Below are 23,166 nucleotides of genomic sequence, written 5' to 3' on the forward strand. Positions count from 1 at the left end.
CATGCTGTCTGAGTAAGGCTGAACAGGTTGCGCGCCAAGCCTCGGCGGGAAGGCGCGTGGAATGCTTCAGTACTCTTGAATATATCTGCAAATGCGAATGTGTGCACCGCAAGGCTGCCGCGCGCGTCGGGCCGCGCCGCAGCTTAAGCCGATAGTCCGCTGGTGCTCGACGTTGTGCTGGCGTTGTCGGCAGTCGGCTCGCGGGCAATGCGCCGCTCCGGCATGCCGCAGACGCCGAAGCGCTCGAGCAGTGCCGGAATGGCGTCGACGGGAACCGGCCGTGAAAACAGGAAGCCCTGCGCTTCGATATGACCGAGCGCCGCAAGCCAGGCGATCTGTTCTTCCGTCTCAGTGCCTTCCACTACCACCGTAAGCCCGAGCGAACGCGCGAGATTGACGATGGCCGTCACCATCACGCAGACGCTGCGGTCGCCTGGAATGGCCTGCACGAACGAGCGATCGACCTTCAGCGTATCGACGGAGAAGCGGTTCAGATACGACAGCGACGAATAGCCGGTGCCGAAATCGTCCAGCGCGATCCGCACGCCGAGGCGCTTGAGCGCGAAGATTTTCTCCGAGACCAGTTCGGGATACTCCATCATCGCGGTCTCGGTGATCTCGAGTTCGAGGCGGCGGGCGGAGATGCCGGTTTCCTCGATCGCATGTGAGATGGTCTGATAGAGGTCGCCGCGCCAGAACTGCACCGCCGAGATGTTCACCGCCAGCGACAGCGTGTCGTACCCCTGCTGTTGCCACAGCGCCAGTTGACGGCAGGCGGTCTCGATCACGAAGTCGCCGATCGGCACGATCAGGCCGGTCGACTCCGCCACGGGAATGAATTCATTGGCCGGAATCAGGCCATGCTGCGGATGGTTCCAGCGCACCAGCGCTTCGAAGCCCGTGATGCAGCGCCGCGTCAGGTCGATCTTCGGCTGGTATGCGAGGAACAGCTGACCTTCGGCGAGCGCCACACGCAGTTGCTGTTCCCACTTCATCAGGTGATCGGCACGATGCGACAGTTGCGGCGAATAAAACTGGTAGCAATTTTTCCCGGCGTCTTTCGCGCTGTACATCGCGAGGTCGGCTTTTTTCAGCAGGTCGATTTCGCTTTCGTTCGGCACCGAATAGAGCGCAATGCCGATGCTCGCATGCAGCACGAAGGCGCTGCCGCGCACTTCGAACGGCTTGGCGAAGACTTCGGCCGCGGCCTCCGCGAGATCGACGGCGCGCTTTTCGACGTCATCGCCTTTGATCACAACCACGAACTCGTCGCCGCCGATGCGGCTCAACGCACCGCCGTCGCCGACTGCTTCGGACAGACGCGACGCGGTCATCTGCAGCACGATGTCGCCGGCGTTGTGACCGAGCGTATCGTTGACGGTCTTGAAGTTGTCGAGGTCGATAAAGAGAATCGCGAGCCGGCCCAGGTTCGTCGGGTTGGCGACGTCGTGTCGCAAGCTCTGCAGTGTCGCATAACGGTTGCGCAGGCCGGTCAGCAGATCGTATTCGACCAGATGCGTCATCTCGCGCTCGCGGCCGAGCAGCTTGCCGATCAAACCGGTGGCCACCGCAAAGAAGCTGAGCATGGCGAGCGAAATGAAACTCGCCATCAGCAGATAGACGTCGCGGGTGTGGTTGTAGTCGGCGAACTCTTCGGCTTGCGAGAGGCCCACCAGCACGCCGAGCGGATAACCGTCGATGTGCCGGTACGAGAAGATGCGCGTGACGTTGTCGATCGAATCGACATAGGTGCCCGACACATGCTCGGAAGTCGGATACGAACCGCTGGCGGAGAACTTGCCATTGGCGGCTTCGGCGTTGCCGGTGCGGCGCGCGAGCACCGTGCCGTTGTCGGAGACCACAGCGATCACACCGTCGTGGCCGATCGCCGCATTGTTGTAGAAATCGCTCGTAAAGTAGCTCGGATCTTCGGAGACCACTACGACGCCGGCAAAAGAACCGTCGGGATGATTGAGCCGGCGTGTCATCTGCAGCGTCCACTGTCCCGACACGCGGCCGAGCACCGGCTTGCTGATGTAGAGGTTGTCGTCGTTCTCGTGCTCGTGCACCTTGAAGTGATCGCGGTCCGACAGGTCGATCTGCTTGGGATTCTGTTCGGTCGTGTTTGAAACCAGAATGCCGTGCTCGTCGATGATCGAAACCTGCACCAGGGTGTCGCTCTGCACGACGCCTTTCTCAACCGTGCTGGCGAGATCGAAACGATCCGGGGTCTTCTCGAACTCGTATTTGACGAAGCGCGTGATCTGGTCGACCTGATGGATGGCCTTGACCGTATGCTGTTCGAGCGCTGCCGAGAGGATCGCGGCAGAGGCCATCGCCTCACGCGAGGTGGCGTCTTTTTCGACCGACAGGCGCGCGAAGATAACAGTCCATAACAGCACCAGCACCAGCACGCCGAGCGCAGGAATGGCGAGCAGCGCGCGCCGGCGCGGCACGACCGCATCGGGGCGGTGTCTCGCGTCGCGCACAGCTGAGAAGCGGGGCTGACTCATCGGGAGGACCGCGCCCGTGTGCCGTTCCGCAGCGGCTTCGCATACATCGACTGCGCTGGTTTCGAGATTGGCTGCATGGTGAGCGAGGTGCCGGGACTACTGCGCAGGAGGAAAGAGCGTGGCGTGTTGCCAGATCGTCCGTAGGGCGTTGAATACGTTTCGATATTACTGAATGCCAATGGATTAAGGAAGGGGCCATGCTGCGGGTATACGCGGCCCTCGACAGGCATACGAACACAACCTCTGACGGGCGTGCAGCGGCCGTAGCAGGCGCCGCGCCGGGTAAGCGTTTTCGAAGGGTTCGTCGAGGCGAGACTGACCTCTACCCCAAAGTGCTCGCCATCCTTACAGCCGTACGACATGGAGTTGTCCTGACGAGGCGTTTTGTGGACAAGCTTGGCTCAAATGGGCGATCGCCGCTCAAGTGTTTTTTGCATGCAATATGCGCGAGGCTTTCGCGTTCCTTCGGCGCGCCGCTACGAGTCAGGGCAACCTGAACGTGCCGTCGACTACCGTGACCGCTGGTCCACCGATCCACGTCTTGCCGGCAGCGTCGTCATAGCGCACGGATACCTGGCCCGCGCGACCCAGCACGGTGCCCTGGCGGACTGTGTAGGAAGCCCCCGGCCGTCGTTGCTGCGCGCTCAATAGTCCGGCGATTGCTGCGTTCGCACTGCCGGTTACCGGGTCTTCACCCGTGCCGAGACCGCCGCCCACCATCAGGCAGCGCACTTCGAAAGTGGCGGGGCCGTCAGGATCATGTGGACCGTAGACCGCAACGCCATGGGTGCCGACCGCTTCGACGACGCGCTCGAGTGCTGCGGCATCCGGCTTGATGGCGAGACAGGCAGCGGCCGAATTCACCCGCACGACGAGCCATGGTGCACCGTTGTCGATACCACAAGGTGCCGCGCTGAAATCGATCGCGTCGGTACGCAGCGCATCCGTCAAGGTTGTGTACAAGTCTGTCGGCAACGGCGTGACACGCGCGGGTGGCGCAACGAAAGCCCATGCACCGCCTGCTTGGGCGTTCAGTTCCACGAGGCCGGCACCGCATTGCTGAAACAGTTTGCCTGGCGTCCTGGGCTGATAGCCGCTTTCGAGCAAGGCATGAGCAGTGCCGATAGTCGGATGGCCCGCGAACGGCAACTCGCCTTCGACGGTGAAGATGCGTACGTGATAGTCCGCATCCGGGTGGGTCGGCTTGACGAGGAACGTGGTCTCGGACAGGTTGGTCCAGCGGGCGATGGCCTGCATCTGGGCGCCGTCGAGGTCGTCGGCCTCGAACACGACTGCAAGCGGATTGCCTTTGAACGGCACCGGAGTGAAAACATCAACCTGCTTGAAGCGGACAGTGCGAGCGGACATTTGGCCTGGCGTTTGATTTATTGAGCAATTGGCTGACGCAGCGATCGATTCTACTGTGGGATCAGCCTTCGAGCCACCGGCTTCGCGTGAATTTTTGTGCAGTTTTTTGCGTGTTTTTATTGGCTCAATTGACTAGCGGCGGAACAGGCATATTGAACGGCGTCAATTGGCGAAAATGGATGGTAGCGATACGCGCGGCGCAATCTACAAAAGAAAACGCGCCGTAAGTGCGCGAGCACTTCACGGCGCGTGACAGAGCGTGGTGGGACGCTCCGGTAGCCGGACCGCTTTACTCCACTTCGGCGATCATCTCGATCTCGACGCAGGCGCCCAACGGAATCTGCGCCACGCCGAAGGCCGAGCGTGCATGCTTGCCGCGCTCGCCGAACACATCCGCGATCAGCTCGGACGCACCGTTGGTGACGAGATGCTGTTCGGTGAAATCGAGCGTCGAGTTCACGAGGCTCATCAGCTTGACGATCCGCTTGACGCGATTCAGGTCGCCCACGTGCGCATGCAGTGTGGCCAGCAGGTCGACTGCGATCGATCGCGCGGCTACCTTGCCTTCTTCCGTGGTCAGGCTGTCACCGAGCTTGCCGGCCCACACCTTGCCATCCTTCTTGGCAATGTGGCCCGACAGGTACACCGTGTTGCCGCTCTGCGCGCTCATCACGTAGGCAGCTGCGGGGGCGCCGGCGGTGGGCAGTTCGATACCCAGTTCCTTCAGCTTGTCGTACACATTTGCTTGAGTCATTGCAGGTCCTTGCTAATGAGTAAATGGGTGAATGGTGAGTGGTAAGCGGGTGACAGCCGTGGCGCTTGCCCGGCTCACGCCCGCTTGAACCCGTTCAAACGCGCGCGCGGATCAGCGCTGCGAGACGGCCTACGCCTTCGTCGATCCTGGCGGGCGGCACGGTGACGAACGACAGACGCAGCGTGTTGTGCTGCGCCTCGTCGGCATAGAACGGACCGCCCGGCACGAACGCGACATTCTGTGCAACGGCTTCTTCGAGCAGCTTCATGCTGTCGACCTGCGTGGGCAATTTCACCCACACGAACATGCCGCCTTCGGGCCGGTTCCAGCTTACGCCTTCTGGCATGTAGCGTTCGAGTGCCGCCAGCATCGCCGCGCACTGATCGCGATACAGCGCGCGGATGGTCGGCACGTGGGTGTCGAGAAAGCCGTCCTTCACCACTTCATGCACGATGCGTTGCGTGAAGCTCGGCGTGTGCAGGTCGGTGGCCTGTTTGGCCTGGACGAGCTTGAAGTGCAGTTCCTCGGGAGCAATGATGTAGCCCACGCGCAGGCCCGGGGCGAGCACCTTGGAGAACGAACCGAGATGGACGATATGGTTCGGCGCCATCGACAGCATGGTGGGCAGCGGTTCGCCGGCGTAATCGAGTGCGCCGTACGGATCGTCCTCGATGATCGGAAACGGCGCGCGCGGGGCCAGTTCGGCGAGGGCGCGACGGCGCTCGAGCGGTAGACGGCGGCCAGTCGGATTCTGGAAATTCGGCTGCGTGTACAGGAGGCGTGCACCGGCCGTCAGTTCGGGCGTGAGCGCCGAGGGGAGCAAACCGTTGTCGTCAGTCGCGACCTGGACGTAGCGCGGCTCGTACATTGAAAACGATTGCAACGCGCCGAGATACGTCGGTGTTTCGACCAGCACCGGACTGTCTGGGCAAACCAGCACCTTGCCGAGCAGATCGAGCGCTTGCTGCGAACCGGTGGTGACGAGCACCTGCGAGGCGCGGATTTGCGCGCCGTTGACCGAGTGGCGTGCGGCGATCCATTCGCGCAGCGGCAGGTAGCCTTCGGTTGCACTGTATTGCAGCGCCGCGGCGGGCGAATCGCGCAGGATCCGGTCCGATGCCTCACGCATTCTTTCTGCAGGGAAGGTGGCCGGGGACGGCAGGCCGCCCGCGAACGAGATGACTTCGGGCCGTTCGGTGACCTTCAGGATTTCGCGAATCGCCGAGCTGGTGAGCTTGCGTGCGCGTTCGGAAAGTTGCCACGTGGGGGCTTGAAGGTCGCTATGGTCCATGTTGTCCTCGACAGGTGTTGCTGGATCGGATTCGTCAAAAGCTTCGATTATCGCGCGAGTGGCACTGCCACGGGCGCGTCGCAAGGCGCACTGCGCCTTGGTTTGCTGCGGCGAGCGGCGCGCTCGCGTCAATGCTCGTGCAACTATTTCAGGGTGCGCAGGCCGTTCGGGGTTTCGATTTCGGCCACTAGCGTTGCGGTCTCGACCGTACCTTCGCCGTCACCTTTGCCCTCGGCAATGTCCGGCGCCGACAGGGCGATCAGGTGTGCCGCGCCGAGCCAGCGCAGGTGGGCCGCCACGGTCTCCGCCTGCGGGTGAATCCCCTTGAGCGACTTCAGCGCCAGTCCGGTTTCCGGCAACACGTCCGAAGGGTGCTGCGGCGTGTCCCACTGAATCAGCGTCGGCACGATGCCGTCGCCGGCGCCTTGCCAGCCTGGGAACGCACCGTCGTCCGGCACTGACAGCCCCCAGGTGAACACACCGCGACTCATTGGCACGACCGGCGGGATCCGCTGCGGATACTGCGCCTGCCAGCGCGGCAGGTCCTTCGGCCGCTCGACACGCACGACCCAATGCGACAGATAGGGGCCACTGGCGAGGCGCGCGTGGGTCGCCGCGGCATCGAGCGCGAACAGGCGCGGGCGGGCGTCGGCGCCGCTGGCGGGTGCCTCGGCGTCCGGATCGACTGCGATCACCTCGAGATACACGCCGTCCCACAGATTCAGCAGCCGGTTGTGGGTACGCATCAGCGGATGTGCGCCGCCGCCAGCCGGCTCCACGCCAAGCGTGTCGGCGACATACTGGGTGCCCTCGTCGAGCGTGCGGGCGGAAATCACGAGGTGGTCGATTCGAAGCGAGTGTGCGGTCATGGCGATGTACAAAACGGATTCTGCGCTGAGGCCGGCAGAGCTGCGGGAAGGCAGGCGGTGTGCCGGGGCCGTAAGCATAACCGTTTGCTGGCGCGGGTTGGCCCTTCAGCCCAAATGTAGCGTTGCCCACCTGCACAGTAACGGTACAATCGTCCCGATAGTGTTCGGTACAGTTGGAGCCTCCTATGTCTGCCGCGCTCGACCAGATTCCCGCCCCGCACGACGCGTCTTCGTTGACGCTCGTCGATCAGCTCGTCCAGTGGGCACGCCGTCGCATCGAGGAACGCGTGTTCCGCGCCGGCATGCGCATGCCGTCCATCCGCAAGCTCGCGCTGGACAAGGGCGTGTCGCGCTTTACGGTGGTGGAGGCCTACGAGCGGCTCGTCGCCCAAGGCTACCTCGATTCGCGGCGCGGCTCCGGTTTCTACGTGCGCGAACGTCTGGCCGCTCCCATGCCCGGCGAGCGCCGTCAGAACCCCGAAGCCGCGCCTGCTACGAAGACGATCGACGTCGTCTGGCTCCTGCGCAACATGCTCCAGACTTCGACCAGGCCGGAACGCGGCCCCGGTCTCGGCTTCCTGCCGAGCCGCTGGCTCGACGGCGAACTGATCACTGGCGCGCTGCGCACGCTGGGCCGGCAAAGCGGCGCCCAGATGCTCAGTTTCGGCACGCCGCAAGGCTTCCTGCCGCTGCGTCAGCAGTTGCAGACGCGGCTCGAGGAGCTGGAAATCGGCGCGTCGCCGGATCAGATCGTGCTCGCCTCGGGCATCACCCAGGCGATCGACCTGATCTCACGCATTTTTGTGCAGCCCGGCGACGCGGTGATTGTCGGCGACCCGGCCTGGTTCCAGATGTTCGGCCGCTTTGTCTCGCAAGGCGCGCACCTCGTCGGCATGCCGTACACCCCGGACGGGCCGGATCTGGATGCGTTTGAAACGCTGGTGCAGATGTGGCGCCCGAAAATGCTGGTGATCAACTCGGTGCTGCAGAATCCGACCGGCACCTCGCTCACCGCTGCGCAGGCCTTCCGCATCCTGCGGCTCGCGGAAGAATACGATTTCATCGTCGTCGAGGACGATGTCTACGGCGATCTTTGCCCACCCGGTTATCCGGCTACGCGTCTTGCGAGCCTCGACCAGTTAAAGCGCGTGATCTACCTCGGCAGCTTTTCGAAGACGTTGGCGGCCAATCTGCGGGTCGGTTTCATCGCTTGTTCGCCGGAGGTCGCGAAGGCCGTCACGGACCAGAAAATGCTGGTCGGCATGACGAGCCCCGAGCTCAACGAGCGCGTGCTGTACAAGATCCTCACCGAAGGCCACTACCGGCGTCACGTGGAACGGCTGCGGGCGCGCCTCGACGGCGTGCGCGACAAGTCCGCGCGGATGCTCGAGAAGACAGGGATGAAGCTGTTCCAGACACCCGGCGCGGGCATCTTCCTGTGGGCCGATACTGGCGTCGACTCGGACGTGCTTGCCGCCGCCGCGCATGAGGCCGGCTTTCTGCTGACGCCGGGCAGCCTGTTTTCGCCGCAGCAGTCGCCGTCGAGCTGGACCCGCTTTAACGTCGCCAATTGCGGCGATCCGGCGCTGCCGGCCTTCCTGTGCCGCTATCTGGATGGCGTCGCGCGGCGCGCCTCTTGAAATCGTGGCGATAGTACCCAATTAGCCCCCGATCCGAATCAACCGCAACAGAGAAAGGAAGTCCGACCATGGCACAAGAAACCATGAGCTTTCAGGCAGAAGTGAAACAGCTTCTGCAACTGATGATTCATTCGCTGTACAGCAACAAGGAAATTTTTCTGCGTGAGCTGATTTCGAACGCCTCGGATGCTGCCGACAAGCTGCGTTTCGAAGCGATCGAAAACAACGCGCTCTACGAAAACGACCCGAATCTGCGGATTCGTATTTCGTACGACAAGGCCGCCCGCACCGTCACGATCGACGACAACGGCATCGGCATGAGCCGCGACGAAGCGGTCTCGCATCTGGGCACGATCGCGCGCTCGGGCACTAAGGAATTCTTCGGTAAGCTCTCCGGCGATCAGCAAAAAGACGCGGCGCTGATTGGCCAGTTCGGCGTGGGTTTCTATTCGGGCTTTATCGTCGCCGACAAGATCACCGTCGAAACGCGCCGTGCCGGTTTGTCGGCGGCCGAGGGCGTGCGCTGGGAAAGCGCCGGTGAAGGCGATTTCGCAGTGGAGACGATCGAGCGCGCGCAGCGCGGCACGACCATCACGCTGCATCTGCGCCCCGAGGAAGACGAACTGCTGTCGTCGCACCGTCTGAAGTCGATCATCCAGAAGTATTCGGACCACGTCGCGCTGCCCATCCTGATGCAGAAGGAAGAATGGGATTCGGAAAAGAGCGAGATGGTCACGAAGGACGAGGACGAGACCGTCAACCAGGCGAGCGCGCTGTGGACCCGTTCCAAGAACGACATCACCGACGAGCAGTACAAGCAGTTCTACCAGCATCTGTCGCACGACCATCAGGAGCCGCTGACGTGGACGCATAACCGCGTCGAAGGCCGCAGCGAATATACGCAACTGCTGTACGTGCCGAGCGCGGCGCCGTTCGACATGTGGAACCGCGATCATCGCGGCGGGCTGAAGCTGTATGTGAAGCGCGTCTTCATCATGGACGATGCCGAGCAACTGCTGCCCACGTATCTGCGCTTCATCAAGGGCGTGGTCGACTCGAGCGATCTGCCGCTGAACGTGTCGCGTGAAATCCTCCAGGAAAGCCGCGATGTGAAGGCGATCCGCGAAGGCGTGACCAAGCGTTCGCTGTCGATGCTCGAAGATCTGGCAAACGCCGATAACGATGCCGACAAGCAAAAGTATGCGACGTTCTGGAAGGAGTTCGGTCAGGCGCTGAAGGAAGGCGTGGGTGAGGACTTCGCCAACAAGGACCGGATCGCCAAGCTGATCCGCTTCGCCTCGACGCATAACGAGTCGCCGGAACAGACGGTCTCGCTGGCGGATTATGTCGCGCGCATGAAGCCCGAGCAGACCAAGATTTACTACGTGACCGCCGACACGTTCCAGGCCGCCACCCACAGCCCGCACCTCGAAGTGTTCCGCAAGAAGGGCGTGGAAGTGCTGCTGCTGACCGATCGCGTCGACGAATGGATGCTGTCGTTCCTGAACGAGTTCGACGGCAAGCCGCTGCAAAGCGTCGCGCGTGGCGATCTCGATCTGGGTGCGTTGAACGACGAGGAAAAGCAGGCGCAGGAAAAGGTCAGCGAAGAACTGAAGCCGCTCGTCGAGAAGATGAAGGAAGCGTTGAAGGACAAGGCTAAAGACGTGCGTTTGACGTTCCGCCTGACCGACTCGCCGTCGTGCCTCGTGGCTGACGACGGTGAAATGAGCGGTTACCTGCAGCGCATGCTGAAGGCCGCCGGTCAGCAAGCGCCTTCGTTCCATCCGATTCTGGAAGTGAATCCGGAGCACGCGCTGGTGAAGACCCTCCATACGGATAGCGCGAACTTCGACGACTGGTGTCATCTGCTGTTCGACCAGGCCATGCTTGCAGAAGGCGGCGCGCTGGAAGATCCGGCGAGCTTCGTCAAGCGGACTAACGCGCTGCTGTTGGCACGCGCGGGTTGAACGCGATCGAGACGCCGGTTTTTTAGGCGTTAGTCGTAGGTTTAAAAATAGGCTCAGGAAAATGCGCTGCTTCACGGCAGCGCATTTTTTTTGCCGATAACGCTACTTAACGTGCAGGTGCCTGCTCGTGCCGACGAACCTGTGCGAGCACCGACCCGGCCAGTTCCCGCGCTTCCATACAGGCGTTGCGGTCGGCCAGCACTCTGGCTGCCAGGCTGCCAATAGCCGCGCTAGTCTGCTTCGCCGTGTGATGTTGCGCAAGCGCAGAACCCGCCAGTTCTTTTTCCAGATGCGATGAACTAGGCCGAGCGAGCACAACGGCGGCCAGATGCGCAATGCGATCAGATGTTTCTTTTAGGCTCTGATTCAATTTGATTTCCTTTGCGATTATTCTTAATGTGGATTAAAGAGGTGAGTCGCGTTCGGCCGAACGAAAATAAGTATGGTTTACTAACTAAAATTTATCAACGCGATTAATTTGAGATTTGAATATGAGATGCGCTAGCGCAAATTCGTCATATGCTGTGGCGCTCCGGCCCCGGACGCACGATCGATCTTGAAGGGATCTCTGTGTGTGACGGCCCGAGGTCTCATCGTCACCTTCTTCAGTTTCTTCCATGTCCGAAACAAACGCAGTCACGCGGGATGATCCCGTTTATCTCGTGTGGTCCGCCCTTTGCGAGCTGGGTTTCGACGCTGCTCAGCATCGCGCAGTCGCGCTGGCGCAAGACGGCGTGACACCGCAGATTCACGCGGACCTGTGCGCGAGCGCCGGGCAATTCGAGCAGGCATATCACAGCGCCTCGCTGTCCGGCGGCGAAACCCTCAGCGGCGGCCGCTATGCGCGGCTCGCGCTGTTTGCCGATGCGCTCGGCAAGCAGGATGTCGCAAAGCGCTACAGCGAACTGGCGGTGGGGGCGCAATCCGTTGAGGCGTCGATCCAATGGATTGTGTGGCTGATCGACTCGTGCCGGGCGCATTCGGCGGCAGCGCATATGCTGCGTGCTTACGGCCGGCATGCGCCTCAAGATGGGCGTGCGCCCTGGTGGCTCGCGATTGCGCTCTCGTCGATGCCAGGTCCTGTGGCGAGTGCGGAGCGACGCGAGGCGCTCTCGCGAGCCTATGCGCTCGATCCGGCGATTCATCCCGCACTGCCGTTGCAACTGGCGCTGGCGTATCGCGAGATTCGCGATTGGGACACGGTCGAACGTGTGTGTCGTGAGGTACTCGCGAAGCACCCGGCCGACGCCGAAATCTCCTGGCAACTGAGTCACGCGCAATGGCAGCGCAACGACGCCGCCGGCGCCGAGGCGACGATGCGCGCAGTCGATGCGGCTGCGCCCCGCAATGCGGCCGTTCTCGCCGCCATAGGTCAGTACCTCGCCGAGCAGGCGCGCTACGATGAAAGCGAAGCAATGCTACATGCCTCGCTTGCGCTGGACCCGGATGCCGCCTTGCCTGCCGTCGATCTGGCCGACCTGGAGTTGCGCCGAGGCGACTGGTTGGCAGCGTGGCCGCGTTTCGAAGCGCGCTTGAAACGCGACGATCGTGAGGCGAACAACATCGTTGCCTTGATGGCGAACCTGTGTCCGCGCTGGCGTGGCGAACCGCTCGCGGGCAAGACGCTCGTCGTGCATAGCGAGCAGGGCAATGGCGACGATATCCAGATGGTGCGGTTTCTCCCGGAGCTGGCAGCGCGTGTACACGACGAAGGCGGCCGGTTGGTGCTGGCAGTGCGGCGGGCGCTTGCGCCGTTGTTCCGGCGTTTTTATGCCGATTGCGTGTCGATCGAAGAGGGTCCGCTCGGCAAGCCCGACTTCGGTTTGCCGATGATGAGCTTGCCGCTCACGCTCGGTTTGCAGCTGGAGCAGGTGCGCGGTGGGGCTTACTTGCAGGCGGATCCGCAGCGACTGGCGCATTGGCAGAGGAAGGTGAGGGTGGACGATGCGCCTTCGCCCCTGCTGCACGTTGGGCTCGTGTGGTCCGGCAGTCCGACGCACCGCCGCGACGCTAAGCGTTCGATTCCTCTTGCATCACTGGCGCCGGTTCTCGCGCTGCCGGGCGTCGTGTTCTATCCGCTCACGCCGGGGCTGAGTGCAGATGTGGCAGCCATGACAGCGCAGGGCTATCGCGTGCGTGATCTCACCGGGCGCTACGAGGCTGGCTTCGATGACGTTGCCGCGCTTGTCGCGGCACTCGATGCCGTGGTGACTGTCGACAGTGCGCCGTTGCATCTGGGCGGCTCGTTAGGCCGTCCGGTACTGGCAATGCTCGATCATGTCTCGCACTGGTGCTGGGGCAACGCGGAAACGCAGCCCTGGTACGACTCGGTTCAGCTCTACAGGCAGCCCGAACCTGGCGCGTGGGCGACGGTGGCCGAGCGGGTGGCGGCACGATTGCGAACGATGGTGGAGCACGGAAGAACTCGACACGCTGATCGCTCGCGCTGACATCTAGCTGGCGGCATATCAGACAAACCAGTCGATACAGCCATACCAGCACGCCGATGCGCTCGAGCGGTTGGCCCAAGCATTGAACAGCGTCCACTGCTTCAGGGACGCCATCAACGTAGCGCGCGAGGGACTCGCTGCCTAGCGTCCCATCAACGTATCCATTGTCTCGCCATGCACGAGGATCTCGGTGCGCCGGTTCAGCGCGCGTCCCTCAGGCGTATCGTTGCTGGCTACGGGATTGTTGTAGGCGTTGCCCTTGGTGCGGATGCGCTCCGTGGCCACGCCGCGTGCCACCAGCGCATAACCCACCGCTGTGGCGCGTGCTTCCGACAGTTGCTGGTTGTACTCGAGCGTGCCGACGTTGTCGGTGTACCCTTCGACGAGGATCGGCTTCTTGCTGCGATTGAGCAAGACCGCCGAACGGTTGATGACTGCAGCCGCGTCGGGACGTATCTCCGACTTGCCGAAGTCGAACAGCGCAGTCTCAGGGAGCTTGACGGAGACGCCGCCGGCAACCGGTTTCACCTCGATGCCCACGGCCTGATTCAACGATGTCTCTTTGGCCCGATCCAGCGGCGCGGCGCAACCGGCCAAAACCAGCACGGCCATGGCGCACGCGCTTGCACTCAGGAATCTTCTCATCTCTAGTCTTCTCCTTTGGTATCTGATCACATGGCGCGTCCGCGACACATGGAAGAGCGGACCGCCGACTTCGTAACGCAGCGATCTTTTATCGTGCGGGGCGGTGAACGGAGAATCGGAACAGTCCGAAAGCCGGAGATGGGTTGACGCAGGTCAGCCTGGAAGCGAGGTAGTGGGGAACCTTGTAAGCTGCGCGCTGAAAGGCGTATCCCTACACGGCGCCGTTATAATCCGACACCATGGCTATCCGTTTCAATGCCGCTGACGCCCATTGGCGCGTCGCGCCCTTACCCGGTTTCAGCCGGGACCAGAAAGACTGGCTCACCCGCGGTGGCTCGCTCACCGCGCATCTGCGCACGCTCGGCGCCGTTGCGGTGCGGGTCACACGCGAAGCGGTGGCGTTACCATGGGCCGATGAGTGCGACGCACTTGGCGTCGAGTGCCGCGCACCGGTGTGGGTCCGGGAGGTGGTGTTGTCAGTGGACGGTACGCCGTTCGTCGCGGCACACAGCATTGCGCCTCTGGCCGCGAGCGTCGGTGTCTGGCAGGCCATGCGCAAGTTGCGCACGCGGCCGCTGGCCGAACTGCTCTACAGCGATAGCAGCGTCGCGCGTTCGGCGCTAGTGAGCCGCCGGCTCACAGCGCGTCATCCGCTGTATCGGCTGGCTGCGCGCGAGATCGGTGAGGCGCATCGGCATCCGCAGGCGCTGGTTGCGCGCCGCTCGGTGTTCGAGCGCCATGGCGCGCCGCTGATGGTCACCGAGTGCATGTTGCCCGCCTTGTGGACACATCTGGTGTCTTCCACGGCCGAATTGTCTGGGCATGAACCGCAGCGCACCCACGTGCGCGAACACGGCCGGCCGCTTGAGCACACAGCGTCGCGTGCCCATCCGGTGCAGCGCGAAACCCGCAAGGGGTAGCTTGCATGACGACGCAAAAGCGCTGCTTTCCTCCCGTCGTGGATGCCAATACGAGAGTCCTGGTTTTAGGTAGTCTGCCGGGCGAAGTCTCGCTTGCGCAATCGCAGTACTACGCGCACAAGCAGAATCGCTTCTGGCATCTGATCGGCGATGTGATTGGCGAGGAGGTGCACAGCCTCGATTACCTCGCGCGTCTGCAGGCGCTGCTGCGTCATCGCGTCGGTCTTTGGGACGTCGTCGCGGAGGCGCAGCGCGAGGGAAGCCTTGATAGCCGGATCCGCAACCATGCCAGCAACGACCTGATGGCGCTGGTTGAATCGCTGCCTCATCTCGTCGCGGTCGCGTTCAACGGCGGCACGGCTGCGCGACTCGGCATGCGAGCACTACTCGGCGCAGCCGGCAAGGTGGAGTTCATCAGCCTTCCTTCGAGCAGCCCCGCCTACACCATGCCTTATACGGACAAGCTCAAGGCATGGGAAGCGTTGCGCGGCTGGCTGGTCGAGCCGTCCTCGCCCAAGGTCGTGCAGAGCGGTCGTACCTAGCCGGCCGCACGTGACCTACACCCCGAGTTTCGCCAACTCGCCATATACGCGCTGCAGCCATATCTTCACGCGTTGCCGCTCCAGCAGACCAAGCCCTGTAGCGGCGCGGTCCGGATGATTGACCGCGGCCCAAAAGCTCGTGCTCTGCTGATCGATCTTCTGCATGGTTGTATCGGGCAGATGACGCAGGGTGATCACGCTGGCGCCCAATGCCTCGGCCCGCGCGCGTTCGCCGGATGCCTCCAGAATCTCGAAGCGATCGCCACGCACTTCGTTCAGAACGATCACCAGCTTGAGACGCCCGCCGAACTGGTCGAGCCATTGCCGCAGCAGATCGACCGAATCGCGGCCGCTATCCATCACATGCCACCACGTCAACGTGAGGCCGCTTTCTTCGGCCACGGTTAGCACGTCTGAATCGTCGAGCCATCTGGCGAGCGGCTGTTGCGTCTGGGCGGCGAGGTCCACCAGAATGCGCCGCTGCGGATCTTCGAGTGCGGCTTCCATCACGGGATCGAGGCTGTCATGCCGGTCCAGCACCGCGGGCGCGGCGTAGTCGCCATAGAAGCGCAGCAACGCGCCATGCGAGCGGTCGGTGTCGAAGCCCAGAAACGGCACGTTGGTGTCGATGAAGTACTGCGCCAGCACGCGCGCGACGAGCGATTTGCCCACGCCGCCTTTTTCTCCGCCAATGAAGTGGATGTTGCTCATACTCGAGGATCCTTTGTGGTGGTGTGAGTCTGTCCTGACGACCGTATCAGGCTTCGATGACGGCGCGGCGAAATAAAGTTTCAAGTAATGTAAAGGCCGGATAGCCCGCGGGAAAGCAGATTGCGAACTGGCCGCACACGCTCTGCAAACAGGGTACATGGAAAAGAAATTCGGGTGCTACGAATGCTATGCTCTCGTTCGACCAAAATATTGCGTCTCTGGCGCGACATCCTCACATGACGAAACTGATCAAGCGCGCTTCGGCCGAGGCCCGTGCATTCCGCAACCGGGAAGCCGAATCGGTCGCCACCCGGCAGAAAACTTTGCGGACAGGCAAGCGCGCGCAACGCGACGAAGACCTTGATGACGCGCCGCAAATCGAAGCGCCACGCAAGCCGCGTTTTGCCCCGGTGACGTTCTCGGAGGAAAGCGGCGTGCGCTATCTGCACTTCGGCACGGAGTGGGTGCAGGGCGCGATGCGTCTGCGCAAGCCCGATCACATCGAGCTCGAATACGCGCAGCAGATGATGGCCTGGCTGCTGTTCCTCGAAGCGCCGAAGCGTATCGTACAACTCGGGCTGGGCGCGGCGGCGCTGACCAAGTTTGCGTATCGCTTCCTGAAGAGCTCGAACGTCGAAGCGGTCGAACTGAATCCGGCCGTGGTAATCGCCGCGCGCACGATGTTCCAGTTGCCGTCCGACGATGCCCGTCTTACCGTGCATGAAACCGACGCGTGGGACTTCGTCAACGATCGCACGAACCACGGCACTATCGGCGCGCTGCAGATCGACGTCTACGATGCGACAGCGCGCGGTCCGGTGCTCGACAGCGTGGCGTTCTACCGCGCGGTGCGTGCGTGTCTGACCGACGCGGGCCTCGTGACGGTGAACCTGTTCGGCGATCATCCGAGCTTCGTGCGCAACATGAAGCGTATGAACGAGGCCTTCGACGGCCGTGTGGTCGCGCTGCCCGAAGTGCATGACGGCAACCGCGTGGCGATTGCGTTTTCGGGCCCGGCACTTGATGTGCCGTTCACGACGCTCGAAGCGCGCGCCAGGCTGATCGAAGCCGAACTCGGCTTGCCGGCGCGTCAGTGGATCAAGGGTCTGCGGGAATCGACCGGGCAACACGGCGGGTCGTTCTCAATTTAGGCGGATGAGGCAAGCAGGCGTTGCGTCGGGGTCGCCCCGGCTTGACCGTACCTTTGCGACTCCTATACTCTTTCATTGCTTTCGGGTCGCCCGTGGCTTCTCCGGTATGGGGTTCATCGCCCGTCAACCACGGGACGCAAGTCAATAAAAGGAAAGAGGAGACGTCATGGCTCACGACGCCGACGCCAACAGAGCCAGCAAGCGCTGGCTCTGGTTGCTGTTGCTTCCCTGGATCGCGATGATCTGGGTGCCGTCATATAACAAGGTTGAACCGCAGTTGTTCGATTTCCCGTTCTTCTACTGGTATCAACTGCTGTGGGTGCTGATCAGCGCGGTCATCACGGCGCTCGTCTACTTCAAGACCAAGCGGCGCGCACCGGATAGCTCGCAAGGGGGCGTTCAATGAATCCCGTCGCCACCTTTGTCTTTGTCCTGTTCTTCATCGGCGTCACGATTCTCGGCTTTATCGCGGCTCACTGGCGGCGCGGCGATCTCGCGCATCTCGAAGAGTGGGGCCTCGGCGGCCGGCGCTTCGGTACCATCGTGACGTGGTTCCTGCTGGGCGGCGACCTGTACACCGCCTACACCTTCGTCGCGGTGCCGGCGCTGGTGTTCGGCGCGGGCGCGACCGGCTTCTTCGCACTGCCTTACACGATCCTGATCTATCCGTTTGCTTTCGTCGTGTTCCCGAAGCTGTGGAGCATTGCGAAACGTCACGGCTACGTGACGTCCGCGGACTTCGTCAACGCGCGCTATGGCAGCCGAATGCTTGCACTGGCAGTCGCCTTGACCGGTATCGTCGCCACCATGCCGTATATCGCGTTGCAGCTGGTCGGTATCGAGGTGGTGATCGGCGCGCTCGGTTTCGACACCAGCGGTTTTGTCGGCGATCTGCCGCTCATCATCGCCTTCGCGATTCTGGCGGCCTACACGTACACGTCGGGACTGCGTGCGCCGGCCATGATCGCGGTGGTCAAAGACGTGTTGATCTACGTCACGATCGCAGCTGCGGTAATCGTGATTCCGCCGCAACTAGGCGGCTTCGGGCACATCTTCGCCGCGGTGCCGCCGGCCAAGCTGCTGTTGAAGGCGCCTGACGTATCGAACCTGAACGGCTACAGCGCTTATGCCACGCTGGCGGTCGGCTCGGCGCTGGCGCTGTTCCTCTACCCGCACTCGATTACGGCGGTGCTGTCCTCGAAATCGGGCAACACGATCCGCCGCAATATGGCGATGCTGCCGGCCTATTCGCTGGTGCTCGGCCTGCTGGCGCTGCTCGGCTTCATGGCACTGGCGGCGGGCGTGAAGGACATGCCGGAATTCGCCCCGTACTTCAAGGCCTTCGGCCCGAACTTCGCGGTGCCGGCGCTGTTCCTGCATTTCTTCCCGGCGTGGTTCGTCGGGGTGGCGTTCGCGGCGATCGGTATCGGCGCTCTGGTGCCGGCGGCGATCATGTCGATTGCAGCGGCCAATCTGTACACACGCAATATCCACAAGGAGTTCATCAACCGGCACATGACGGGTGAGCAGGAAACCAACATTGCCAAGCTGGTTTCGCTGCTCGTCAAGGTGGGCGCGGTGGCGTTCATTCTCGGCTTGCCGCTCACGTATGCGATCCAGTTGCAGTTGCTGGGCGGCATCTGGATCATCCAGACGCTGCCGTCGATCGTGCTGGGTCTCTACACGCGCATGCTCGACTATCGCGGCCTGCTGCTCGGCTGGGCCGTCGGTATTGCAACCGGGACGTGGATGGCGATCTCGCTGAAGCTCGCCGGTTCGATCTTCACGATCCACCTGTTCGGCCTTGCGATTCCCGGCTACGCGGCGGTGTGGTCGTTGATCGTGAACCTGGTGGTGTCGGTGGTGGTGAGCCTGCTGGTGCGCGCCGTCGGCATGAAGCACGCCGAAGATCGCACCAACCCGGAAGACTATCTGGACGTCGTCGAAAGCTGATCCTCCGAAGCCATCGTCCGAAAGCGCCCGCAACGAAAAATTGCGGGCGTTTTGCATTTTGGTGCAGGATAGCTACATCGCAGCTTCCGATTTCGCGCGACCATGTCCTCTGCCGATTCTGATTCCGATCGCGATCCCGTGATGCCGCGCCGCTCGAGCGCGAGCCGCATCCTCAGGGTTATCACCTCGCCGTATTACCGTTACCGGCACGCCAAGCTGCTACATAGCGTGCGAGTGGGCCTTGCGATGATGGTGTCGATTCTCGCCTCCACCGGCATCAATATTCCGCATGGGATCTGGTCGTCGGTGACGCTGCTGGTGGTGATCGGCGGCTTGCAGCATCACGGCAACATTCGTAAAAAGGCCACCGAGCGGGCGGCCGGCACGATGCTTGGCGCGACCATTGGGCTCGTGCTGATCCTGCAGCAGAATCTGCTCGGCTCGCTGTGGCTGACCTACGTGCTGATGTCCGTCGTGGCGGGGATCTGTGCATGGTACGCCATTGGCAAGGGAGGGTATGTCGGACTGCTGACGGCGATTACGATGTGCATCGTCGCGGGCCATGGCGACAATCAGATCGACACGGGCCTATGGCGCACGCTGAACGTGCTGATCGGTATTGCGATTGCACTGGCGTTCTCGTTTGCGCTGCCATTGCATGCGACTTACTCATGGCGCTACCGGCTCGCGGAAAATCTGCGTGGCTGCGCCCGGACGTACACCCACCTTGTGAACGGTGCGCCGTTTGACGCAGACGAAGAGATCAAGACGTTTCTGGAGTTGAACGCGCGGCTGGTGCAGCTTCGTCCGTTGATGCCTTGGGTAGCCAAGGAAACCGGCGTGCCGCAGGCGAAACTGGAAGAGATCCAGCGTGTTCACCGCTCGATGCTGAGTGCGCTGGAAATGATGGCGACCGGCGCGCTGGCGCACGCGGACATCGCCGCGCGTGCGGCGTTCTCCCGGCAATGCAGTGCCGAAGCGCGCACGGTGCGCGCCATGCTGCTGGCGATGGCGCGCGGCCTGCGTTTTGGCGGTGCGGCGCGTTTTCTGGCGCCTCAGGTGGTGCTGGCCCGTGTGCCGGGCGGTACGCTGCCTGAGCACCTCGCCCCGGAACTGCAGGGGCCTTACTGGCTCGGCGAGCGGATGATCGAGCAGGTCGACCGCTTGCGGGCCTTGCTGCTCGAAACGGAGCCTAACTGGAATATCGAGCGGCACGGCACGACCGCCCGTGTCGCCGCGGCGAAGCCAGGCTGAGCCGTGTGAGGCGTCGCTTCGCCTTGCTGCCTCGTCACCTGAGCGGGCAGCGGCAGGCGCGTACTTTCAGTGGGTGCTCAGTTGGGTTGTTCGGGGGCCATCACCATCCAGCCGATCCCAAACTTGTCGGTCAGCATGCCGAAGCCCTTGGTCCAGAAAGTGGCCTGCCACGGCATGTCGACCTTGCCGCCTTCGGCCAGGGCGTTGTACAGCTTCTCGGCGTGGGCGAGGTCGTTGCCAGTCAGAGTCAGCCTGAAACCGGCATGAGTGACGCTTTCGCTCATACAGTCGTCGGACATCATGAGGATGGTCGAGCCGAACTTGACCGAGGCATGCATGACCATGTCGGCGAACTTCGGATTGGGCGTCTGGTCGGGATTGGGCGGCGCGTCCTTGTAGTGCATCTTGAACTGCAACTCGGCGCCTAGCTTGTCGGTGTAGAAGCTCAGCGCTTCTTCACAGCGGCCTTCAAAAAATACGTAAGGCTGGATTTCCATGGTCGTCTCCCTGTCCCATGCAACTGATTGCGAAAGTGGTCACGCGCGCGACGCAGCCGCTGCCGAGGCAGACAAAACAACGCCACGACAAACGATTGTAGTCGTCTGTCGTGGCGTTGTTTGTGAAACCAGGTGAAATCCGCCGAAGCCGTGTTGACCGTCCCTGGAGAAGGGCCGGATGGCTCAGGCGTACTTAACGCAGTTAGCGAAGTTCTTCGATCAGCTTTTCCAGCTTGACCGCATCGGCGGCGAACGCGCGGATGCCTTCGGCGAGCTTTTCGGTAGCCATGGCTTCGTCGTTGACGAGGAAACGGAACGACGATTCGTCGACCGGCACGCGTTCGATGTTCCCGCTCTGGCCCAGTTCTGGCGACAGTTTGCGCTCCACCTTGTCCGTGCTGTCCTGCAGCTTCTGCAGCAGATCCGGGCTGATGGTCAGCAGATCGCAGCCGGCCAGTTCGAGGACCTGACCCGGTGTGCGGAAGCTCGCGCCCATCACCTCGGTCTTGTAGCCGAACTTCTTGTAGTACGCATAGATGCGCCGCACCGATTGCACGCCCGGATCGTTCGCGCCGCCGTCTTTCGCTTCATCCCACGCGCTGCCTGCATTCTTCTTGTACCAGTCGTAGATCCGGCCGACGAACGGCGAGATCAGTTGCGCGCCCGCTTCGGCGCAGGCAGCGGCTTGGGCGAGCGAGAACAGCAGCGTCATGTTGCAGTGGATGCCTTCCTTTTGCAGTTGCTCCGCGGCGCGGACGCCTTCCCACGTGGACGCGAGCTTGATCAGGATCCGCTCGCGGCCGATGCCGGCGGCTTCGTACAGCTTGATCAGTTCATGACCCTTCTCGATCGACGCCTTGACGTCGAACGACAGACGCGCATCGACCTCGGTCGAAACGCGGCCCGGGATGATCTTGAGGATTTCGGTGCCGAAGGCGATCAGCAGATTGTCGATGATCGCGCCCACCGGTTTCGACGCGTGATCGCGCACGGTTTTTTCCAGCAGCGGACGGTAGTCGGCCTTCTGCACGGCCTTGAGGATCAGCGACGGGTTGGTGGTCGCGTCCTGCGGCTTGTATTGGGCGAGTTGCTGGAAGTCACCGGTGTCGGCGACGACGGTCGTGAATTGCTTGAGTTGATCGAGTGCGGTAGTCATGTCGAGCCTTTAGGCGCACAGGCGCAATAGTCCAAAAGGTGGAGGTCGCCGCAAAGGCCACTGGAGCGGATGCTCCGGTGCCCCTGACTGCAGCATTTCACGCTGCGGCATTCCTCATGATATTGCCGGGGAATGCCGCCCGATACTTCTATTCTATGGCGGATCGGTCGCTGCGGCTTTTACATGTGCATTTGCCGATCCTTTCAGCCTTCGCCACGCCTGGCCTCAGCTTTCGCTCAGGCCCGCCTCGCATTCAGCACGAGTTGCGTGAGCACGCCTGCCACCAGGCCCCAAAATGCCGAGCCGATCGACAGCAGGGTCAGGCCGGAGGCGGTCACCATAAAAGTGACGAGCGCGGCCTCACGCTGTTTGAGATCCTGCATGGCGTTGGCGAGTCCGCTCATGATCGAGCCGAACAGGGCCAGCGCCGCTACCGAAACCACCAGCGCCTTGGGCAGCGAAGCGAACAGTGCAGCAATTGTCGCGCCAAAGATGCCGGCGATCAGATAAAAGACGCCCGCCCAGACGGCGGCGGTGTAACGCTTGTTACGATCCTCGTGAGACTCCGGGCCGGTACAGATGGCTGCCGTAATGGCCGCAAGATTGATGCCGTGCGAGCCGAACGGCGCGAGCAGCAACGAAGCGATGCCGGTGGTGGCGATCAACGGCGCTGACGGCGTCGTATAGCCGTCGGCGCGCAAGACGGCAATCCCCGGCACGTTCTGCGAGGCCATGGCGACGACGAACAGCGGAATGCCGATGCTGATGATCGCCGCAACCGAAAACGCCGGCATGGTCAGCACGGGCTGCGCGAGCGCCACATGAAAGTGGCTGAAGTCGAGCAGGCCGAGGCCGCCGGCCACGGCGGTGCCTACCACCAGCGTCGTCACGATCGCATAGCGCGGCGCGAGGCGCTTGAGGACGAGGTAGGTGAAGAACATCGCCAGCACGAGCGTGGTCTGGAATTGCGCGGCTCGAAAAATTTCGATGCCGATCTCGAACAGGATGCCGGCCAGCAGCGCCGAGGCGATTCCGGCCGGAATCTTTTTCATCAGCGTGTCGAACCAGCCGGTCAAACCCACCACCGTGAGCAACAGCGCGCAGACGATAAACGCGCCGATCGCCTGCGGATATGCCACGTGCGGCAGCGACGACACCAGTAGCGCGGCCCCTGGCGTCGACCATGCAATCACGATCGGCGCGCGAAAGCGCAGCGACAGGCCGATCGTGCAGAGCGCCATGCCGATCGAAAGCGCCCAGATCCACGAGGAAATCTGCGCATCGGAGAGATGCGCGGCCTGACCTGCCTGGAACATCAGTACGAGCGAGCTGGTATAGCCCGTCATCATCGCGACAAAGCCGGCCACGAGCGTCGATAGCGATGTGTCCGCGAACGGCCGCAGGCGCGTGGGCCGTGAGGTCGGAGGGGACAGCTCGGGGGAGGAGGGCGAACTCATGCAGGAGGTCTCAGTTTTCTTATGGGTG

At 62.5% G+C, this 23,166-nt stretch carries 20 protein-coding genes; 9 read left to right on the forward strand and 11 right to left on the reverse strand.

Going from position 1 to position 23,166, the window contains the following annotated elements:
• Positions 1–143: 143 nt before the first annotated feature.
• The 5 genes from P3T17_RS21080 to P3T17_RS21100 form a co-directional block, all read right to left on the reverse strand.
• Positions 144–2,513 carry a bifunctional diguanylate cyclase/phosphodiesterase gene (locus P3T17_RS21080; RefSeq protein WP_429408765.1) on the reverse strand — a complete coding sequence of 790 codons (2,370 nt, stop codon included), beginning with the start codon at positions 2,511–2,513 and terminating at the stop codon, positions 144–146.
• A gap of 483 nt (positions 2,514–2,996) precedes the next feature.
• Positions 2,997–3,881: a PhzF family phenazine biosynthesis protein gene (locus P3T17_RS21085; protein WP_074265416.1), complete on the reverse strand. Its 885-nt coding sequence runs from the start codon at positions 3,879–3,881 to the stop codon at positions 2,997–2,999.
• 289 nt (positions 3,882–4,170) lie between these two features.
• Positions 4,171–4,635, reverse strand: a complete 465-nt coding sequence (locus P3T17_RS21090; RefSeq protein ID WP_074265415.1) for a RidA family protein — start codon at positions 4,633–4,635, stop codon at positions 4,171–4,173.
• Between the two features lie 94 nt (positions 4,636–4,729).
• On the reverse strand, positions 4,730–5,926 hold the full coding sequence (locus tag P3T17_RS21095) for a PLP-dependent aminotransferase family protein (RefSeq protein WP_429408766.1): 1,197 nt from the start codon (positions 5,924–5,926) through the stop codon (positions 4,730–4,732).
• A gap of 143 nt (positions 5,927–6,069) precedes the next feature.
• Positions 6,070–6,795: a VOC family protein gene (locus P3T17_RS21100; protein ID WP_429408767.1), complete on the reverse strand. Its 726-nt coding sequence runs from the start codon at positions 6,793–6,795 to the stop codon at positions 6,070–6,072.
• A 185-nt stretch (positions 6,796–6,980) separates the two neighbouring features.
• On the opposite strand from P3T17_RS21100, the gene P3T17_RS21105 reads away from it, so the two are divergent.
• The gene (locus tag P3T17_RS21105; protein WP_074265414.1) at positions 6,981–8,435 is read left to right on the forward strand and encodes a PLP-dependent aminotransferase family protein; all 1,455 of its coding nucleotides are present in this window, start codon (positions 6,981–6,983) and stop codon (positions 8,433–8,435) included.
• 68 nt (positions 8,436–8,503) lie between these two features.
• Entirely contained in the window at positions 8,504–10,402 is a 1,899-nt protein-coding gene (gene htpG, locus P3T17_RS21110) for a molecular chaperone HtpG (RefSeq protein WP_429408768.1), read from the forward strand.
• Positions 10,403–10,508: 106 nt separating this feature from the next.
• Here the strand turns inward: htpG and P3T17_RS21115 are convergent, their stop codons facing one another.
• The gene (locus P3T17_RS21115; protein ID WP_429408769.1) at positions 10,509–10,772 is read right to left on the reverse strand and encodes a hypothetical protein; all 264 of its coding nucleotides are present in this window, start codon (positions 10,770–10,772) and stop codon (positions 10,509–10,511) included.
• A 247-nt stretch (positions 10,773–11,019) separates the two neighbouring features.
• Here P3T17_RS21115 and P3T17_RS21120 point away from each other — a divergent pair, with 247 nt between their 5' ends.
• Positions 11,020–12,852, forward strand: coding sequence for a glycosyltransferase family 9 protein (locus P3T17_RS21120; RefSeq protein WP_429408770.1), 1,833 nt, complete (start codon positions 11,020–11,022; stop codon positions 12,850–12,852).
• A 141-nt stretch (positions 12,853–12,993) separates the two neighbouring features.
• On the opposite strand, the gene P3T17_RS21125 is transcribed toward P3T17_RS21120, so the two are convergent.
• Positions 12,994–13,497, reverse strand: coding sequence for an OmpA family protein (locus P3T17_RS21125; protein WP_429408771.1), 504 nt, complete (start codon positions 13,495–13,497; stop codon positions 12,994–12,996).
• 239 nt (positions 13,498–13,736) lie between these two features.
• Here P3T17_RS21125 and P3T17_RS21130 point away from each other — a divergent pair, with 239 nt between their 5' ends.
• Together P3T17_RS21130 and P3T17_RS21135 are read left to right on the forward strand one after the other, a co-directional pair.
• On the forward strand, positions 13,737–14,417 hold the full coding sequence (locus P3T17_RS21130; RefSeq protein WP_429408772.1) for a chorismate--pyruvate lyase family protein: 681 nt from the start codon (positions 13,737–13,739) through the stop codon (positions 14,415–14,417).
• A gap of 5 nt (positions 14,418–14,422) precedes the next feature.
• Positions 14,423–14,959, forward strand: coding sequence for a DNA-deoxyinosine glycosylase (locus P3T17_RS21135; RefSeq protein ID WP_429408773.1), 537 nt, complete (start codon positions 14,423–14,425; stop codon positions 14,957–14,959).
• A 15-nt stretch (positions 14,960–14,974) separates the two neighbouring features.
• On the opposite strand, the gene P3T17_RS21140 is transcribed toward P3T17_RS21135, so the two are convergent.
• On the reverse strand, positions 14,975–15,670 hold the full coding sequence (locus P3T17_RS21140) for a mobilization protein (protein ID WP_429408774.1): 696 nt from the start codon (positions 15,668–15,670) through the stop codon (positions 14,975–14,977).
• A gap of 236 nt (positions 15,671–15,906) precedes the next feature.
• Between P3T17_RS21140 and P3T17_RS21145 the strand changes: the two genes are divergently transcribed.
• The 4 genes from P3T17_RS21145 to P3T17_RS21160 all read left to right on the forward strand — a co-directional run bounded on the left by P3T17_RS21145 (position 15,907) and on the right by P3T17_RS21160 (position 20,028).
• Entirely contained in the window at positions 15,907–16,821 is a 915-nt protein-coding gene (locus P3T17_RS21145) for a spermidine synthase (RefSeq protein ID WP_074266163.1), read from the forward strand.
• Between the two features lie 166 nt (positions 16,822–16,987).
• Complete coding sequence (locus P3T17_RS21150; RefSeq protein WP_074265405.1) at positions 16,988–17,227, forward strand: DUF3311 domain-containing protein; 240 nt, start codon at positions 16,988–16,990, stop codon at positions 17,225–17,227.
• Positions 17,224–18,774, forward strand: a complete 1,551-nt coding sequence (gene mctP / locus P3T17_RS21155; protein WP_429408775.1) for a monocarboxylate uptake permease MctP — start codon at positions 17,224–17,226, stop codon at positions 18,772–18,774. The genes P3T17_RS21150 and mctP overlap by 4 nt, the downstream gene beginning before the upstream one ends.
• A gap of 102 nt (positions 18,775–18,876) precedes the next feature.
• The gene (locus tag P3T17_RS21160) at positions 18,877–20,028 is read left to right on the forward strand and encodes an FUSC family protein (protein ID WP_429408776.1); all 1,152 of its coding nucleotides are present in this window, start codon (positions 18,877–18,879) and stop codon (positions 20,026–20,028) included.
• A 77-nt stretch (positions 20,029–20,105) separates the two neighbouring features.
• On the opposite strand, the gene P3T17_RS21165 is transcribed toward P3T17_RS21160, so the two are convergent.
• From P3T17_RS21165 to P3T17_RS21175, 3 genes are all read right to left on the reverse strand, one after another.
• Positions 20,106–20,525: a VOC family protein gene (locus P3T17_RS21165; protein WP_429408777.1), complete on the reverse strand. Its 420-nt coding sequence runs from the start codon at positions 20,523–20,525 to the stop codon at positions 20,106–20,108.
• A 202-nt stretch (positions 20,526–20,727) separates the two neighbouring features.
• On the reverse strand, positions 20,728–21,681 hold the full coding sequence (gene tal / locus P3T17_RS21170; RefSeq protein WP_074265402.1) for a transaldolase: 954 nt from the start codon (positions 21,679–21,681) through the stop codon (positions 20,728–20,730).
• Between the two features lie 236 nt (positions 21,682–21,917).
• Positions 21,918–23,138, reverse strand: coding sequence for a benzoate/H(+) symporter BenE family transporter (locus P3T17_RS21175; protein WP_429408778.1), 1,221 nt, complete (start codon positions 23,136–23,138; stop codon positions 21,918–21,920).
• Positions 23,139–23,166 lie beyond the last annotated feature (28 nt).

The organism is Paraburkholderia sp. GAS82, assembly GCF_050436285.1.
Taxonomy (GTDB): Bacteria; Pseudomonadota; Gammaproteobacteria; order Burkholderiales; family Burkholderiaceae; genus Paraburkholderia; species Paraburkholderia phenazinium_B.